The organism is Rhizobium sp. ERR 1071, assembly GCF_007828675.1.
GTDB classification, from domain to species: Bacteria; Pseudomonadota; Alphaproteobacteria; order Rhizobiales; family Rhizobiaceae; genus Rhizobium; species Rhizobium dioscoreae.
In genome coordinates this window covers 152,091-166,885 of the sequence record NZ_VITM01000002.1, presented here as the reverse complement: position 1 = coordinate 166,885, position 14,795 = coordinate 152,091, and the positions used below count along the sequence as shown (strand labels likewise).

Below are 14,795 nucleotides of genomic sequence, written 5' to 3'. Positions count from 1 at the left end.
AGCGATGCCTCAGACGACATCTTCGCAATCGCCCGCCATCCACCGCGCCGGCACGAATATGCGGCCGTCGCCCGAGGGCATCGCCACGGCCTCCTTCCTGGTGGAGTCGCTGGTGGAGAACGCCGAAAACGGCGGCCTCACAGCCATGCGCTGCGAACTCGAACCCGGCGTCATGACACGCTGGCATACGCATCCGCACGGACAGATCCTCTACGTTCTATCCGGCGTCGGACTTGCCGAACGCTTCGGCGGCCCGGCTGAGGAGCTGCGCGCCGGCGATTGCATCAGCTTCGCCCCGAACGAGCGCCACCGGCACGGCGCGGGGCCGGAGAACGCCTTCTCCTATATCAGTATCCAGGCGGCGCAGAATGGAAGCGCCGTGACCTGGCTGGAGGAATGACCAATGATCGCCATGCAATATAACTTTCCCCTCCCAGCGGATTATGACATGGCGATCATCGATCGCCGTATCCGCGAAAAAGGTCCGCTGCTCGATAATCTTCCAGGCCTGAAATTCAAGGCCTACCTGACGGCGAGAAAGGGCGATGCCGTCACCGAAAGCCGGCAGAATTTCTACTCGCCCTTCTACGTCTGGCAGGAGGAAGAAGGTCTCAGCGACTTCGTCTGCGGCCCAGGCTTCCAAGCCTTGACGGAGAATTTCGGTCGCCCCCAGGTCAATACCTGGATCGTCTGGCACGCCGATACGTCCAGGGATATTCGCCGCACCAAATTCGCGACACGCGAGGTGGTCACAATCGATGCCGAGACATCGCTCGGTGAACTCCGCGCGAAGGAGATCGAAGCAGCAGCGCAAGTGATCTCGAACGGCGAAGCGCTCGCCTCCGTCGCCGCATTCGAGCCGACACACTGGACGCTGGTGCGCTTCCGCCTCCTGGCCGAACCGCCGAAAGATCCGGCCCGGCTGGGTGTCCAAACCTACAATGTCGGACATCTTTCGCTGCCTGGTATCGCCTGAAGTGTCATGGAGACAATCTCCCTATTTTAAAGGAAGGTCCGGCGCTTTATGGATGGAAAGCCTTTCTAAATCAGAAGAGTGATCCCTCCATGGTCGATATCGCAATGATCGAAGCCGCCCGCACTCGCCTCGGCGGCCGGGCGCGCCGCACGCCGCTCCTCTCCTCGCCCTTTCTCGATGAAATCGCCGGGCGCCGCCTGTTCGTGAAAGCCGAATGCCTGCAGCATTCCGGCTCCTTCAAGTTTCGCGGCGGCTGGTCGGCTGTTTCAGCGCTGGAGCCAAACGTGCGGGCCAGAGGCGTGATCGCCTTCTCCTCCGGCAACCATGCCCAGGGTGTGGCGCTGGCCGCAAAGCTGCACGGCATCCCCTCTGTCATCATCATGCCGACCGACGCGCCGAAGCTGAAGATCGCCAATACCCGTGCCTTCGGTGCCGAGGTTGTGCTCTACGATCGCGTAAAGGAAGATCGCGATGAGATCGGCGCACGTATTTCCAGCGAGCGCGGTCTGACGCTCATCAAGCCTTTCGACGAGCCGCAGGTGATCGCCGGCCAGGGAACGACCGGGCTGGAAATTGCCGAACAGGCCGCCGAGGAAGGCATCGAGACGGCCAGCGTCCTTGTTCCCTGCGGCGGAGGAGGCCTGACTTCGGGGATTGCACTGGCGCTCGAATCCCGCGCTCCGGGCCTGAAGGTGCATCCATGCGAGCCGGAAAATTTTGATGACACCACGCGCTCGCTGGCCTCGGGTAAGATCGAGCGCAATGCCGCACTGCAGGGCTCGATCTGCGACGCCATCATCACGCCACAACCGGGCAACATCACTTTTCCGATCCTCAAGCGTCTCTGCGGCCTCGGCCTCGTCGTGACGGATGAAGAAGCACAGAAGGCCATGGCACTCGCCTTCACCCGTTTAAAGATCGTGGTGGAGCCGGGCGGCGCCGTCGCGCTTGCTGCAGCACTCTTCCACGGCAAGCACATCGACGGGGATACGGTGATCGCGGTCACGTCGGGCGGCAATGTCGACAGGGAAGTCTTCGAGGCGGCATTAAGCCGCCACTAGGCCTTTAATTCACGGCACGCCGATAGAGCGCCAGCGATCCGGCAAGAGCCAGCAGCGCGCCGCCGCAGGCGCGCTCGAGCCATTTTGCACCTTCCGACTTCAGCACACGCACGGCCTGCGAACCGAAGACCGCGTAGCCGAACATGATTACGAAATCGAGCGCGGCGAAGATCGCACCGAGCACGATATATTGCTGCATCTGCGGCGCCGAGGGATCGATGAACTGCGGCAGGAAGGCCGAGAAGAAGAGATAGCCCTTCGGATTGGTGACGGCGACCATGAAGCTCTTCAGCCCAATCGAGAACGCGGTTCCTTTCGTCTGGCCCGCGCTCGCCTGCAACGCGCCGTCGATGCTTCCCTTGGAGCGCAGCATCATGATGCCGAGAAAAGCGAGATAGGCTGCACCTACCCATTTCAGGGCCGAAAACCAGAATTCAGAAGCCGCCAGCAGGGCGCCAAGCCCGATGGCAACGGCGCTGATCAGTACGGCGTCAGAAAGAACGGCACCGATCATGCCCGGCAGGGCCCGCCTGACGCCGAAGCGCGAACCATTGGTCAGCGCCAGAAGCACAGTCGGCCCCGGCGTTGCAATACCGATGAAGGAAACGGCGGCGAAGGCGAGCAGCGTGGTGAGATGCATGGTGTCCCTCCTCTTGAAGAGAGGAAGGTTGCATGTGGGAAGGTGGTTAGCAAGGGGTCGCTTCGTTCGCCTGGCTTTCACCAGTTTGCCGCACCTGTGATACCCCCCTCTGTCCCTGTCGGGACCTCTCCCCCACAAGGGGGGAGATTGGGGCGGCACCCATGAGCCCCAAGGCACATCGTATCTGCAGAAACTGCAATTCGTCGGTTCGAAAGGAAGAGCAGCAAGCTCCCAACGATCTCCCTCCTTGTGGGGGAGATGTCGCGAAGTGACAAAGGGGGGTGCACACCCTCCACGAACTCAATCGTCGGCGATGACACCCCCAAGGTCAGCCAATTACCCCAGCAACCCCGCATCCTTTGCCGCCAACGCGCCAATCGCCGACCAGTCCAGCTCCTCGCCGCCATGCGCCAGCAGGTTGAGGAACCGATCGCGCAGCAGGCTCGCCAACGGCAGCGGCACGTTCAGCGCCTCGCCGGCAGCCAATGCCAGCCGGATATCCTTCTGGCCGAGGGGTGCGGTGAAACCGGCTGGTTGGAACTTGCGATCCGCGATCAGCCCGCCATAGGTCTTGTAGACAGGTGCGTTGAACAGCGTCGAGGTCAAGAGATCGAGGTAGGCATGCCGGTCGACACCGCCCTTCTCGACCAGCGCCATGGCCTCGCCGAGCGACTCGATGACCGAAGCGATGAGGAAATTGCCGCTGAGCTTGACGAGATTGGCAGACTTCGGCTCCTCGCCGAGGACGAAAGTCCGCTGACCGATGGCGTCGAAGAGCGGCGTAACCGACTGGATGGCGTCTGGCGCACCCGCGGCGGCAACGAAAAGCTTCGCCGCAGCAGCAGCTTCCGGACGACCGAAGACGGGCGCGGCAACGAAGCGCTGGCCCGCCGCGGTGTGCTCTTTAGTGAGCCGCTCGGACATCGCCACGCTGATCGTGCTGGCGGAAATATGGACTGCACCCTTGCCAAGGCTTGCCAGAACGCCGCCATCGCCATGGACGACGGCCGATAGCGCATCGTCATGTGCGAGCATGGTGAAGACAGCCTTGCCGCCGCACGCATCCGCTACGGTCGCCGCAACCTTGGCGCCCTCGCCGGCCAGAGCCCCGGCCTTGTCGCGCGACCGATTGTAGACGGTCACCTCATGCCCGGCCTTGATGAGATTGGCGGCCATGGCGCTGCCCATCTGGCCCAATCCGATAAATCCGACTTTCATTGGCATATCTCCTTCTCAATCCGCCTGCTTGGGGATCGCAGACGCTTCGGCTTCAAGAAAAAACCCGCCGTCTTTCGACAGCGGGTTTCGGATGTTTCAGGTGCTGCCGCAATCGGATGTCGGCAATCACACGCCGGACTGGCCGTCCGAACCGATATAGGCAATACGCAGCATGTTGGTGGCGCCCGGCGTGCCGAGCGGAACACCGGCCGAAATGATGATGCGGTCTCCCGGCTTGCCGAAGCCTTCTTCGGCAACGATACGGCAAGCATTGTTGACCATGTCGTCGAGGTCGGTGGCATCATGAGTGACCACACAGTGCATGCCCCAGACGACGGACAGGCGCCGCGCGGTCTGGATGATCGGCGACAGCGCCAGGATCGGAACTTGCGGACGCTCGCGCGAGGCGCGCAGACCGGTGGTGCCGGATGATGTGTAGCAGACGATGGCGGCAAGCTTCAGCGTCTCGGCGATCTGGCGGGCGGCGAGCGAGATCGCATCGGCGCCGGTTGCCTCAGGCAGCGCGCGCTGGGCATAGATGATGCCCGGATAATGCGGCTCGCGCTCGATGGTGCCGGCAATCGAGGCCATCATGGAAACGGCTTCGACCGGATAGTCGCCGGATGCAGATTCTGCAGAAAGCATAACGGCATCGGCGCCTTCGAAGACGGCGGTCGCGACGTCTGAGACTTCGGCGCGGGTCGGGACCGGCGCGGAGATCATCGATTCCAGCATCTGCGTAGCAACGACCACCGGCTTGCCGGAACGGCGGCAGGCGCGGATCAGCTGCTTCTGAATGCCGGGAACGGCTTCCAGCGGCATTTCCACGCCAAGGTCGCCGCGGGCCACCATCAGTGCGTCGGAAAGCTCAATGATTTCCTCGATGCGCTCGACAGCCTGCGGCTTTTCGATCTTCGACATCAGGCCGACGCGGCCATGCGAGATCTTGCGGACTTCCGTCAGATCTTCCGGGCGCTGGATGAAGGAGAGCGCAACCCAGTCGACTTCATTGGTCGCGAGAACGGCGTCGAGGTCGGCGCGGTCCTTGTCAGTCAGCGCGCCGACGCCGAGCAGCGTATCGGGCAGGCTGACGCCCTTGCGGTCGGAAATCTTCGTGCCCGAAATGACCGTTGTCACGATGCTCTTGCCGTCGCACTTTTCGGCGCGCAGCGCCAGCTTGCCGTCATCGATTAGCAGGCGGTGGCCGGGCTGAACCGATTCCAGGATTTCCGGGTGCGGCAGGTAGACACGCGTGTTGTCGCCGGGGATATCCTGATTGTCGAGCGTAAAGGTCTGGCCGGGCTTGAGGTCGACCTTGGTTTCCGCAAACTTGCCGACGCGCAGCTTGGGACCCTGCAAGTCAGCGAGAATGCCGATCGGACGGCCGCAACGGCTTTCGACGGCGCGAATGCGCTGGATCAGCGTGCGCATCACATCATGGCTGGCATGGCTCATGTTGATGCGGAACAGGTCCGCGCCGGCCTCATGAAGCTTCTGGATCATTTCCTCCGAAGAGGAGGCCGGACCGAGCGTTGCGAGGATTTTGACTTTTCGGTTTCGTCTCATCAATTCTGGCTTTCTTGGCTGCCCGAGGGCTCGGAAAGCTGAACCATCCAGCTCGCCTGGCGCCCGGTGTCGTATTCCTTGAATCCCATCTTCTGATAGCCACGCGCGTAGCAATCCTTGACGCCTGGGATTTTGAATTCGTTTTCCGCCACGCACATTTCGACGTCGCCCGTCCAGCGGCCGCCGCGGGCCGCGTCTTCTGCGTAGAGGTAATAATAGCGGGATTGAAGCGGCCCCTCGATCAAAGTCGCGCAGGTATTGGCCGGAATCTGCCACCAGCCCTCCGTCACCCAGCCGTCCTTCGCGCGATAGCCGATCGCAACGCCGACAAGGTTCTGCGTACCATTGCACGTTCGGAAATCGGCATGGGCGGCATTCGGCATGAAGAAGAACGGCGCGGCCGCAGCAAGGATGAGGAAGGCGATTCGGGCGAGCGGGCCTGACCGCTTAACGAAACGTGGCGCGACTTGGCTGGACACGGCTTCCAATTGGCTCCCGGTTATTCGTTGTTGCGTCTTCTTGCGCCGCCATCCCATGAATGTCAACGCAACTCTAATCGATTATATTTTCTTCACGGGATGGTGACGGCACCATGCGCCGCTCTCCATCCGATCGAAGCTGCAAACCTTGCACCTTCCATCTGCACATGCAATCAAACAAAGAGTTGAAAATTTCAATAATCGACAATCCGCATGACCGATTTCAGACCGTTTGAATTCATACCCGGCAATCGTGACAAAGGCATGGTCATTCTCGGCGATCACGCCATGCGGCGCCTGCCCGGGCGTTACGGCAGCCTTGGCCTGCCGGAGACTGCCTTTTCCCGCCACATCGCCTATGACATTGGCATCGAAGGCCTGTGCCGTCATCTCTGCGCGCGGCTGGGCGTGCCCGGCGTGCTGGGCGGCTTTTCCCGTCTGCTGATCGATCCGAACCGTGGCGAGGATGACCCGACGCTCATCATGAAGATCTCGGACGGAGCCATCATCCCGGGCAATCATCCGATCACGGATGAGGAATGGAATTACCGCATAGAAGCCTTCCACCGGCCCTATCATAAAGCGGTCGACGAGACGATTTCCGCCGTAGCCGAGGCGACGGGCAAGGCGCCCCTGGTTTTCTCGATGCATTCCTTTACACCGGCTTGGAAAGGCGTGCCGCGCCCCTGGCATGCCAGCGTGCTCTGGGATAGCGACGACCGTGCCGTCGTGCCGCTCCTTGCAAAGCTCGGCGCCAATACCGATCTCGTGATAGGAGACAACGAGCCTTATGACGGTGCCCTGCGCAATGACACCATGTTCCGCCATTGCATGATGAAAGGCATTGCGCATGCGCTGCTGGAGGTCCGGCAGGATCTGATCGGCGACGAGGCCGGCATTGCCGAATGGGCCGATCGCCTTGCACCGATCTTCGCCGAGATCAATGCCGATCCTGCGCTCCATGAATATAAGCGCTATCCTTCGCGCACTGGCCCTTATGAGGCGTGAAGCGACAAGCGGATCGAGGAGAAAGAGATGACCACGCTCACCAAGGAACAAGAGATCGAGCTCGAGGCTGCCGCCTTCCGCCGTCTCGTTGCGCATTTGCGCGAACGCGGCGACGTTCAGAATATTGACCTGATGAATCTTGCCGGCTTCTGCCGCAACTGCCTTTCCAACTGGTATCGCGAAGCGGCCGAAGAGGCGGGGCTGCCGGTCAGCAAGGATGAGTCGCGCGAGGTGATCTACGGCATGCCCTATGAGGATTGGAAGAACCTGCACCAGAAAGAAGCCTCTCCTGTGCAAAAAGCCGCTTTCGAGCAGAACAAGCCGAAAGATTAACGCTCCCTTCACCAATTCGGCTTGACCTTGCGCGCCATTCGCGGCACGTCAACTGCCCGATCGAATTCGAAATCCCGCGCAAGCCATGAAGCGATGTGCCGTATCGGTGACCGACCGATCTCATCTGCGACGGGCTGCAAGCGACCCCTTTGAGACCCTTTAGGAGAAGTGCATGGAAGAGAACAGCGTCGAGAACGTGGCCGCGGCGGAACTGCGTCAATTCATCGAGCGCATCGAGCGCCTCGAGGAAGAAAAGGCCGCCATCCAGTCCGACATCAAGGATGTCATGGGCGAAGCCAAAGGCCGCGGCTACGACACCAAGGCGATCCGCACCATCATTCGCCTTCGCAAGAAGGACGCAAACGAGCGCCTGGAAGAAGAATCCATCCTGCAGACCTACATGGCCGCACTCGGCATGGAATGATCGAGACTTTATCAGTCTTGAAAGATGATCGGGAGCCGGCTTGCCGGCTCCTTTCTTTTTGAGCGTCACTCTGCAAAAAGACGACCGATCAATTCGGCGGCACTCCCCTGCCACAGCTCGCCCTTGCCGGTTCCCGACCAGAGAGACAGGAGATCCGGAGATCCCTTCGCTGTCGACGCAGCGCGTATGTCCCGCGTGAACTTGTTCTGCGCCGGAAAGGGAAGGACGGCCTCCGGCTTCCCATCCATCTCGTCCATGAAGCGGTTCTCGATCCCGCGCGCAAAGCGACCTGAGAAAGCGCGCGTCGTCCGCGTCTTTCGCTCCGGTGTTTCGAGCAGTTTTTTGCGATAGGGTGCCGATGTCCCAGCTTCAGCGCAGGCAAGGAAAGCCGTGCCCATCTGCGCGGCCTGTGCACCCGCCTGCAGTGCCGCCCGGATATCGCTTGAAGTCATGATGCCGCCGGCTGCGATCAGCGGCACGCGAATGGTGCCGACGCATTGCGCCAGGAGATCTCGCATGCCGATTTCCGGATCCGCTGCCCTCGCATCGAAAATGCCGCGATGACCACCCGCTTCGAAGCCTTGCAGCACGATCGCATCCACGCCGCTCTCTTTCAGCGCCTTCGCCTCGTCGAGTGTCGTTGCCGTGCCGATCAGCGGGATACCAGCCTTTTTCGCCTCTCGTACATGGTCGGTCGGCAACAGGCCGAAGACGAAGCTGAAGCAGGCCGGCTTGATGCGCAAGACAGCTTCGAATTGCGCATCGAAATCCTCTTCGTAGGGAGGAGAAAGCTGCGGCGACGGCAGTTCCAACTCCTGGCGATATCCTGCGGTCGCGGCCACGGCGCGCTCAAGCCGATCGGTGCTAACCTCTGGGATTGAGTGCGGAATGAAGAGGTTGATCGAAAACGGCTTGTCGGTTCGCTGGCGAACCTGAGCTGCAAAGGTTTCGATCGTTGCGGCATTTAAATAGGCGCCACCCATGGCGCCGAGGGCACCGGCAGCGGAAGCCGCAGCCACGAGTTCTACCGACGAAGGACCACCGGCCATCGGTGCGACGATCAATGGATGCTTCAAGCCCAGCTGTTGAAAAAGATTGCTGTCCATAGGACCGTCCTTCCGGAAATACCTGCCCAAGTCTTAACCCAACATTGGGGTTGCGCGGTGAGTTACGAGGAGCGACCAAGCGCTTCGGTGCGGGCCTCGATCGCCTTGATCACCGACACCATGTCGAGCCGGCCATTTCCCAGTTCGACACTTTCCCCATAGAGAGTACGGCAGAGATCGAGGACAGGCGATGCCATGTTCGCGGCGCAAGCCGCCTCCGCAATCAGTTTCGTGCTGTTGAACGCATCGGCCGTCGCCGCCTGCACTGAAAAATCCCGCGCAACAAGCTTCGGAATTTTCACGCGCGTCAGATCGCTGGCCATCGGGCCGGAATTGATAGCCGCCTGAAAAGTTTCAAGATCGAGCCCGTTGCTCTCAGCAAAATGTGCAGCTTCGGCAAGCCCCGCAAGCATCGTGCAAAGGTAGAGATTGACGGTCAGTTTCATCAGCAGCGCATTGCCGACCGGACCGCACAGGATCGTTTCGCGGCACATCGGTGCAAGCAGCGGCCGCACCTCGGCAACCGCCGCCTCCGCATCGCCGCCGAGCAGCGCGACGAGCTGTGCCGTCTCGGCAGGCTTCCTCGACCCCGAAACCGGGGCTTCGACATATTGCCCGCCGGCGCTAAGAATATCGGCGGCAAGCCCGCGCGAATAGCCGGGCGGATTGGAGCCCATCGACACGACGATATGTCCGGACACCAGCTTGGCGAAGTCCGGAGTACCCCGCCGCAACACCTCGTCCAGCACCGTTTCGTTGACCAGCATCAGGATGACGATGCGTGTGCGCGCAAACACCTCCTCGACGCTCGCCGCCACCGTGGCACCCGCCTCGCGCAACGGATCGGCTGCTGCCGCAGAGCGGTTCCAGACCACCAGCCTGGTGCCTGCCTTTGCGAGATTAAGGGCCATCGGCTGGCCCATGACGCCAAGGCCGACAAAACCAATCTCCGCGCCCGGCTCGCCGCCGGGACGTTCGCTGACGCTGGTCATCACAACAACTCCGATGGTTCGGGTGACTATGCGATTTCTTGTGTCAGAGCCGACGGGAGAGCTCATATACCTTTCCCGCCGGGTATGGGTTCACGGTTCGCTTAGAACAGGCGGTCCAGCCACTCGTTCTTGTCCGGCGCGCGGCCGAACTGGATATCGGTCAGGGCTGCCTTTAGGCGTTGCGTCGTAGCGCCGGCATTGCCGTCGCCGATGGTGAAGCTGTGCTTGCGGCCCTTCACCTTGCCGATCGGCGTCACGACGGCCGCCGTGCCGCAGGCGAAGGATTCGCGCAGGCGCCCGCTCTCGGCATCCGCCTGCCACTGCTCGATCGAATAGGGTTCCTCGCGCACCGTCAGGCCCATGTCGCGCCCGAGTTTGATCAGCGAATCGCGGGTGATGCCCGGCAGAATCGTGCCGGTGAGCGGCGGTGTCTGCAGCGATCCGTCGTCGAAGACGAAGAAGACGTTCATGCCGCCAAGCTCCTCGATCCAACGCTTTTCGACGGCATCGAGGAAGACCACCTGATCGCAGCCTTCACGCTGGCCTTCGGCAAGCGCTGAGAGGCTTGCGGCATAATTGCCGCCACACTTGGCAGCACCGGTGCCGCCCGGAGCGGCGCGGGTGAAATTCTCGGAAACCCAGAGCGTGACGGCAGATCCGCCGCCCTTGAAAAAGGAGGCAACCGGCGAAGCAATGACGCAGTAGATGTATTCCGCCGATGGCTTTGTGCCGAGGGCGACTTCCGTACCGATCAGGAACGGCCGGAGATAGAGCGACGCCCCTTCGGCGGTCGGGATCCATTCGCGATCGATCTTGACCAGCTCGCGGACGGACTCGACGAAGAGCTCTTCCGGCAAGCGCGGCATCGCCAACCGCTCCGCCGAATTCAGGAAACGGCGCGCATTGGCGCTCGGGCGGAAAAGGGCAGCACCGCCGTCCGGCAGATGATAAGCCTTCATGCCTTCGAAGATTTCCTGCGCATAGTGAAGCACCACGGTCGCGGGATCGAGAGGAAGCGCCTTGCGCGGCTCGATCTTGGCGCTGTGCCAGCCGCGATCCTGCGAATAGCGGATCGTCACCATGTGGTCGGTGAAGATGCGGCCGAAGCCCGGGTTCTGCAGCAGCGCTTCCCGCTCGCTCGCCGTCGCGGGATTAGGGTTTTTCTGGATGTCGAAGGTTAATTTTTCGCCGGTGCTCATGGCTCCTCCAATGCTTCTTGTGTCGCGGCTTTCGCCGCCCATCTCCCGAAGGATGGTGTAAATCAAATCGGGTGGTATTTGATTGCGTTTACGCCTGTTCTCACGCAAGTTTAAGAGCGATTTGCATAAAATTATGAGGCGAATCGCTATTTCTCGCTTGCAAGCTGGCTATCGGTTTCATCGGCTTTCCATCAGAGCGCTTCCGCAACGGCTTCAGCAGCGACAACGCCGGTTTCATAGGCACCGTGCGCGGTCGAATAACGCGTCTTCGAGCACGCTTCCCCGGCGAAGAACAAACGTCCGTTATGAGGAGCGGCGAGGACGCTGCGCAGGTCGGACGCACCGGGTGTCGCATAGGAATAGGAGCCGCCAAAGAAGGGCTCTCCCGCCCAGGCCGACGCCGCCATCGGCGACAGCGTCTTGCCGACATCGGCGCCGAAGACGCGCTTCAGCTGTTCCACCGAAAAATCAAACATCGCATCGACGCCCTGCCTCTCCAGATCGAGCGCGAGATCAGCGGCGAAATAGGCCTCGATGACCGGAGCACCGAATGGCTTCAGCTGATACGCTCCCGTCCGGCGGCTATGCTGCGATCCCATCACATGCGCATCCTCCGGGAACGTCCGAGGTTCGGCTGCGCGAAGAAAAAGCTTGTTTGCCAGACCGAGCGGCAGGCGGGAGGCTGCTTCGATCTTCTCCGGCAGAGGCGGCCAGAAGGCGATACGTCCAGCCGCAAGCACATTGGTGGAAACAGTGACGACGACGGCCCTCGCCCGCAGCTCGCCCTTGCTCGTGGAAAGCACGACATGGCCAGCGCCGCTATGGTCGATGCGGCTGACCTCGGCGCCGAGAACGGTCGGCACCGGCAAGCCGTAGGTCGCAACCAAAGTGCCGTAGCCCTGCCGCACGCGCCAGTCAGGACCAGGGCCGGGATCGTAGCGGCCAAGATCGATCACCGAGGACTTGTCGAGCTCTCCTCCGGTCATGAAGGCGCCGACGGCGTAAATCCTTTCATTCCACGGATCATCAGGCAACAACATGGCCGAGAGATCGGCGTCTGCATCTCCCTCGTACTCATAGACCCGCTCGAAGAAGGCGTTGACGGCGGCAGCCGCAGCCTTGGCATCGGGATCGTTCTGTTCTAACCGATGGCCGCCGTCGCTCCAGGGCGCGGGCGTGCGATCGACGGTCAGGCCCATTTCCTCGGCAATATCAGTCCAGGCATTGGTGCGCGCGCCATGCAGCCAGCCGCAGCCGAGATCGAGCGCGGCGGCATCGGTGCCGAATGGGTGGATCGAGCGGGCGCGGCCGCCGACGCGATCGGAAGCCTCGAGCAAGACGATCGAGAGATCCGGCCGAAGCAATTGCAGCTGTCGGGCAGCACTTACTCCTGCCGCTCCGGCACCAATCACGGCAACGTCAATCTCGCCGCCTCTCCAGGATTCGATGGGCATTCCAATTCCTCTTCGCGCAAGCGCTGGAGAACAAACCAGCCGCGCGACTTGGTGATATGAGGCTCGCCAATCCGTCGGCGCGAACCCTGTCGATCATGTGTAGCCGACCTCGGCGCGGCCTGTAAACGGGCGCGACGACGGGATACCAAATTGCCGCATTGAGCTGAAACCGCGAATGTCGTACGTGCTTCATCCAGACAGATAGTGAGGAAGATCGTGCGGAAACGGACCTTCGGAACAACACTCTCGACCGCGACGCGTAGTATTGGAGGCGCTTGTGCCAACACAGCTCAATAAGACGGCGGCCACACGTCGCGCCTCTTTCAAATCGCATTCGGAAACACCGATGTTCACGAAGGAGTGGTCTATCCCCGCGATCCTCAGTGTCTTCCTGCTCGGCGTCTGCGGACTCATCGCCTATTTCACCTGGACCCTCATGCCGCCGGCGGCGACAACACAGAACCATGTCGGCGGAGCTGTCACACTCAGCGACGGTAATGGCCGTCCGATTGCCGATCCCGCGCCGAAAAAGCAGCCATAGCTGTAGCCGCGGCCACACCGACCGATAGCGAAAAAACGCTGGCCATGCCCGTGAGCGATAAGCTCGCACCTGACAAATAGACCATCAAATGGCAGGCCCTTCCGCCGACGGCCACAGGACCAAGGGCAACTACAGCTTTACGGCGGCATCCTAGTTACAGGGCTGACTATCCGACGACGCACTTCTTGACGAAATGCAGCCAGCTGTCGTTGCGCCGGATGGTCGCGCGCGGCAGGCCGAACGGATCGTCGCCCGGCCGCGCCCGACCGCGGCGTGTCGTCGTGGCGGCGCTGTAACCGGCTTCATAGGCAAGCACGCGATCGAGCGGCGTTTCGTCGCCATAGGGAAAGCAGAAGGACGAAACGCCTTCGTCGAGCAAATCCTCGAGCAGCTCGCGCGAATGGGTGATCTGACGGCGCGCCTCTTCCATCGGCAATTGCGGCAGGCGAACGTGATCGAGCGTATGCGATCCCACCTCATGCCCGAGGCTGTGCCAATGCTTCAGCTGTTCGACCGACATGCAGGGCGCCTGAGCCACGCCAAGGGGGACATCCCAGACATTGCTGCCGCCGATCTGGTTCGCCACAACGAAATTCGTGGCAGTGAAGCCAAACTCCTGCAGCACGGGCAAGGCATTCTCATGGACATTGGCATAACTGTCATCGAAGGTGATGGCAGCGACTTTGCCGGCCTTCTCGCCGCGGATGTAAGGCATTGCCTCACGCAGCGACACACCCTGAATTCCAAGCTTTTTCAGCCATTCCATCTGACGGCGGAAGGCTTCGGGATGGACGACCATGCTTCTGAACGGCGCCTTGCGCGACGGCGGCACCGCAATCTGATGATATGCGAGGATTGGAACAGCCACGATGGATCGTCTCAGATGATGCGGCGCGAGCGAAGCGCGATCTTGGCGCGATAGAGCGGCCGCAACACCTCTCTGGAGAGCCTCTCTGCCAGTGTCTTGCGACTCTTGATCGTACTGCCGCCGAGCTGAGGGGAAATTTCACGCACGCCGCCAGGCAGGACCGAGAGCGGCGATACGCGCGTAAACCAGCTCATCTGCACGGTGGTATCGACGGGCCGGTCGAAGACGGAGGTCGCTTCCAGCAGGCGGATGGCGGCATCTCGGCTGACGAGCTGGGCCACCATGCCGAGACCTATCCTCGTCGGTTGAATGACATCGGTCTCCCCTTGGGAAAGAACAGATCTGCCATGCTCCTTGCCCATGCGAAACGGGAAGCGAATGAAAGAACCTGGCTTCAGGCAGGCCTTGGCAGCAGCAAAGGCTGCGTGGAACGCGTCGTCGATCTCGACATCGTCCTCAAAGACAAGACCAGCATCGATGCCCTGCTCGACAATGGCAGCCCAAGCCTTGCGATGCGACAGAAAGCAGGCGATTTCGCCCGTGCTCATGGCAAACGGATAATATGGCTTCTGCAACCGCGGACGATAGACACTGTCGATCTCGATGGCACTCAGAGTGCGGCCATCGACTGCCTCAACGATCTCGCTTTGCACCGGAAGCTTTGCAGCAAGCCTTTCGACCTGCGGCATGCGGTCACGGGCGCGATCCAGATGGATGATGAAGCCACGAATGACGGGTTGGCCGGGCGTGTCCAGAGCAGCACCGACCGAATTGGACGCAGGAGCGAACTCGAATCCCGTATGAGATCTTTGGAGCGGCATCGCCGAAGACGGGTTGAATTCGTGGGCTTGCATGAAGGGATACCTCGAGGTCATATTTCGCGAGGCTCTAGCAACCCTGAATGAAAGCGAGCTTAGGCAAACCTGAGGC

The 14,795-nt window shown here is 61.2% G+C and carries 17 protein-coding genes; 7 read left to right on the top strand and 10 right to left on the bottom strand.

Translation table 11 applies throughout. The features are described 5' to 3' along the window. Positions 1 to 4 precede the first annotated feature (4 nt). From FBZ99_RS06075 to FBZ99_RS06065, 3 genes are all read left to right on the top strand, one after another. Positions 5 to 400, top strand: coding sequence for a cupin domain-containing protein (locus FBZ99_RS06075; protein WP_113355218.1), 396 nt, complete (start codon positions 5 to 7; stop codon positions 398 to 400). A 3-nt stretch (positions 401 to 403) separates the two neighbouring features. Next, positions 404 to 976, top strand: a complete 573-nt coding sequence (locus tag FBZ99_RS06070) for a DUF4865 family protein (protein WP_145631956.1) — start codon at positions 404 to 406, stop codon at positions 974 to 976. An 89-nt stretch (positions 977 to 1,065) separates the two neighbouring features. Beyond that, positions 1,066 to 2,037: a threonine ammonia-lyase gene (locus FBZ99_RS06065; RefSeq protein ID WP_145631954.1), complete on the top strand. Its 972-nt coding sequence runs from the start codon at positions 1,066 to 1,068 to the stop codon at positions 2,035 to 2,037. Positions 2,038 to 2,041: 4 nt separating this feature from the next. On the opposite strand, the gene FBZ99_RS06060 is transcribed toward FBZ99_RS06065, so the two are convergent. The 4 genes from FBZ99_RS06060 to FBZ99_RS06045 form a co-directional block, all read right to left on the bottom strand. Next, positions 2,042 to 2,677: a LysE family translocator gene (locus FBZ99_RS06060; RefSeq protein ID WP_113389170.1), complete on the bottom strand. Its 636-nt coding sequence runs from the start codon at positions 2,675 to 2,677 to the stop codon at positions 2,042 to 2,044. 336 nt (positions 2,678 to 3,013) lie between these two features. Beyond that, positions 3,014 to 3,895, bottom strand: coding sequence for an NAD(P)-dependent oxidoreductase (locus tag FBZ99_RS06055; protein WP_113389171.1), 882 nt, complete (start codon positions 3,893 to 3,895; stop codon positions 3,014 to 3,016). A 126-nt stretch (positions 3,896 to 4,021) separates the two neighbouring features. Beyond that, a complete protein-coding gene (pyk, locus tag FBZ99_RS06050) occupies positions 4,022 to 5,461 on the bottom strand; it encodes a pyruvate kinase (protein WP_113389172.1) in 1,440 nt (479 codons plus the stop codon). Further along, complete coding sequence (locus tag FBZ99_RS06045; protein ID WP_069613236.1) at positions 5,461 to 5,949, bottom strand: DUF1036 domain-containing protein; 489 nt, start codon at positions 5,947 to 5,949, stop codon at positions 5,461 to 5,463. Before FBZ99_RS06045 ends, pyk begins: the two co-directional genes overlap by 1 nt. 204 nt (positions 5,950 to 6,153) lie before the next feature. Between FBZ99_RS06045 and FBZ99_RS06040 the strand changes: the two genes are divergently transcribed. From FBZ99_RS06040 to FBZ99_RS06030, 3 genes are all read left to right on the top strand, one after another. After that, positions 6,154 to 6,948 (top strand): N-formylglutamate amidohydrolase, encoded by a 795-nt coding sequence (locus FBZ99_RS06040; RefSeq protein WP_113389173.1) that lies wholly within the window; start codon positions 6,154 to 6,156, stop codon positions 6,946 to 6,948. Between the two features lie 27 nt (positions 6,949 to 6,975). Continuing rightward, entirely contained in the window at positions 6,976 to 7,281 is a 306-nt protein-coding gene (locus tag FBZ99_RS06035; RefSeq protein WP_113330394.1) for a DUF1244 domain-containing protein, read from the top strand. A gap of 172 nt (positions 7,282 to 7,453) precedes the next feature. Next, positions 7,454 to 7,705: a DUF2312 domain-containing protein gene (locus FBZ99_RS06030; protein ID WP_069613239.1), complete on the top strand. Its 252-nt coding sequence runs from the start codon at positions 7,454 to 7,456 to the stop codon at positions 7,703 to 7,705. 65 nt (positions 7,706 to 7,770) lie between these two features. Here the strand turns inward: FBZ99_RS06030 and FBZ99_RS06025 are convergent, their stop codons facing one another. From FBZ99_RS06025 to FBZ99_RS06010, 4 genes are all read right to left on the bottom strand, one after another. Then, positions 7,771 to 8,811: an NAD(P)H-dependent flavin oxidoreductase gene (locus FBZ99_RS06025; RefSeq protein ID WP_145631951.1), complete on the bottom strand. Its 1,041-nt coding sequence runs from the start codon at positions 8,809 to 8,811 to the stop codon at positions 7,771 to 7,773. A 62-nt stretch (positions 8,812 to 8,873) separates the two neighbouring features. After that, entirely contained in the window at positions 8,874 to 9,803 is a 930-nt protein-coding gene (locus FBZ99_RS06020) for an NAD(P)-dependent oxidoreductase (protein ID WP_145631948.1), read from the bottom strand. A gap of 101 nt (positions 9,804 to 9,904) precedes the next feature. Then, a complete protein-coding gene (locus tag FBZ99_RS06015) occupies positions 9,905 to 11,002 on the bottom strand; it encodes a branched-chain amino acid aminotransferase (RefSeq protein WP_145631946.1) in 1,098 nt (365 codons plus the stop codon). Between the two features lie 191 nt (positions 11,003 to 11,193). Next, positions 11,194 to 12,456, bottom strand: a complete 1,263-nt coding sequence (locus FBZ99_RS06010; RefSeq protein ID WP_145631943.1) for a flavin monoamine oxidase family protein — start codon at positions 12,454 to 12,456, stop codon at positions 11,194 to 11,196. A gap of 346 nt (positions 12,457 to 12,802) precedes the next feature. Here FBZ99_RS06010 and FBZ99_RS06005 point away from each other — a divergent pair, with 346 nt between their 5' ends. Continuing rightward, on the top strand, positions 12,803 to 12,997 hold the full coding sequence (locus FBZ99_RS06005; RefSeq protein ID WP_113355070.1) for a hypothetical protein: 195 nt from the start codon (positions 12,803 to 12,805) through the stop codon (positions 12,995 to 12,997). Between the two features lie 166 nt (positions 12,998 to 13,163). Here FBZ99_RS06005 and FBZ99_RS06000 read toward each other — a convergent pair whose 3' ends face one another. Together FBZ99_RS06000 and FBZ99_RS05995 are read right to left on the bottom strand one after the other, a co-directional pair. Continuing rightward, on the bottom strand, positions 13,164 to 13,865 hold the full coding sequence (locus FBZ99_RS06000; RefSeq protein ID WP_113355068.1) for a polysaccharide deacetylase family protein: 702 nt from the start codon (positions 13,863 to 13,865) through the stop codon (positions 13,164 to 13,166). A gap of 11 nt (positions 13,866 to 13,876) precedes the next feature. Next, positions 13,877 to 14,719 carry a glycosyltransferase family 25 protein gene (locus FBZ99_RS05995; RefSeq protein ID WP_145631940.1) on the bottom strand — a complete coding sequence of 281 codons (843 nt, stop codon included), beginning with the start codon at positions 14,717 to 14,719 and terminating at the stop codon, positions 13,877 to 13,879. Between the last annotated feature and the right edge of the window lie 76 nt (positions 14,720 to 14,795).

Bases quoted from the DNA above. Each gene is read 5' to 3' on its own strand.
- FBZ99_RS06020 (WP_145631948.1), bottom strand. From the start codon at position 9,803: ATGACCAGCGTCAGCGAACGTCCCGGCGGCGAGCCGGGCGCGGAGATT.
- FBZ99_RS06070 (WP_145631956.1), top strand. From the start codon at position 404: ATGATCGCCATGCAATATAACTTTCCCCTCCCAGCGGATTATGACATG.
- FBZ99_RS06040 (WP_113389173.1), top strand. From the start codon at position 6,154: ATGACCGATTTCAGACCGTTTGAATTCATACCCGGCAATCGTGACAAA.
- FBZ99_RS06025 (WP_145631951.1), bottom strand. From the start codon at position 8,811: ATGGACAGCAATCTTTTTCAACAGCTGGGCTTGAAGCATCCATTGATC.
- FBZ99_RS06060 (WP_113389170.1), bottom strand. From the start codon at position 2,677: ATGCATCTCACCACGCTGCTCGCCTTCGCCGCCGTTTCCTTCATCGGT.
- pyk (WP_113389172.1), bottom strand. From the start codon at position 5,461: ATGAGACGAAACCGAAAAGTCAAAATCCTCGCAACGCTCGGTCCGGCC.
- FBZ99_RS06015 (WP_145631946.1), bottom strand. From the start codon at position 11,002: ATGAGCACCGGCGAAAAATTAACCTTCGACATCCAGAAAAACCCTAAT.
- FBZ99_RS06030 (WP_069613239.1), top strand. From the start codon at position 7,454: ATGGAAGAGAACAGCGTCGAGAACGTGGCCGCGGCGGAACTGCGTCAA.
- FBZ99_RS06035 (WP_113330394.1), top strand. From the start codon at position 6,976: ATGACCACGCTCACCAAGGAACAAGAGATCGAGCTCGAGGCTGCCGCC.
- FBZ99_RS06010 (WP_145631943.1), bottom strand. From the start codon at position 12,456: ATGCCCATCGAATCCTGGAGAGGCGGCGAGATTGACGTTGCCGTGATT.
- FBZ99_RS06055 (WP_113389171.1), bottom strand. From the start codon at position 3,895: ATGAAAGTCGGATTTATCGGATTGGGCCAGATGGGCAGCGCCATGGCC.
- FBZ99_RS06005 (WP_113355070.1), top strand. From the start codon at position 12,803: ATGTTCACGAAGGAGTGGTCTATCCCCGCGATCCTCAGTGTCTTCCTG.
- FBZ99_RS06075 (WP_113355218.1), top strand. From the start codon at position 5: ATGCCTCAGACGACATCTTCGCAATCGCCCGCCATCCACCGCGCCGGC.
- FBZ99_RS06065 (WP_145631954.1), top strand. From the start codon at position 1,066: ATGGTCGATATCGCAATGATCGAAGCCGCCCGCACTCGCCTCGGCGGC.
- FBZ99_RS05995 (WP_145631940.1), bottom strand. From the start codon at position 14,719: ATGCAAGCCCACGAATTCAACCCGTCTTCGGCGATGCCGCTCCAAAGA.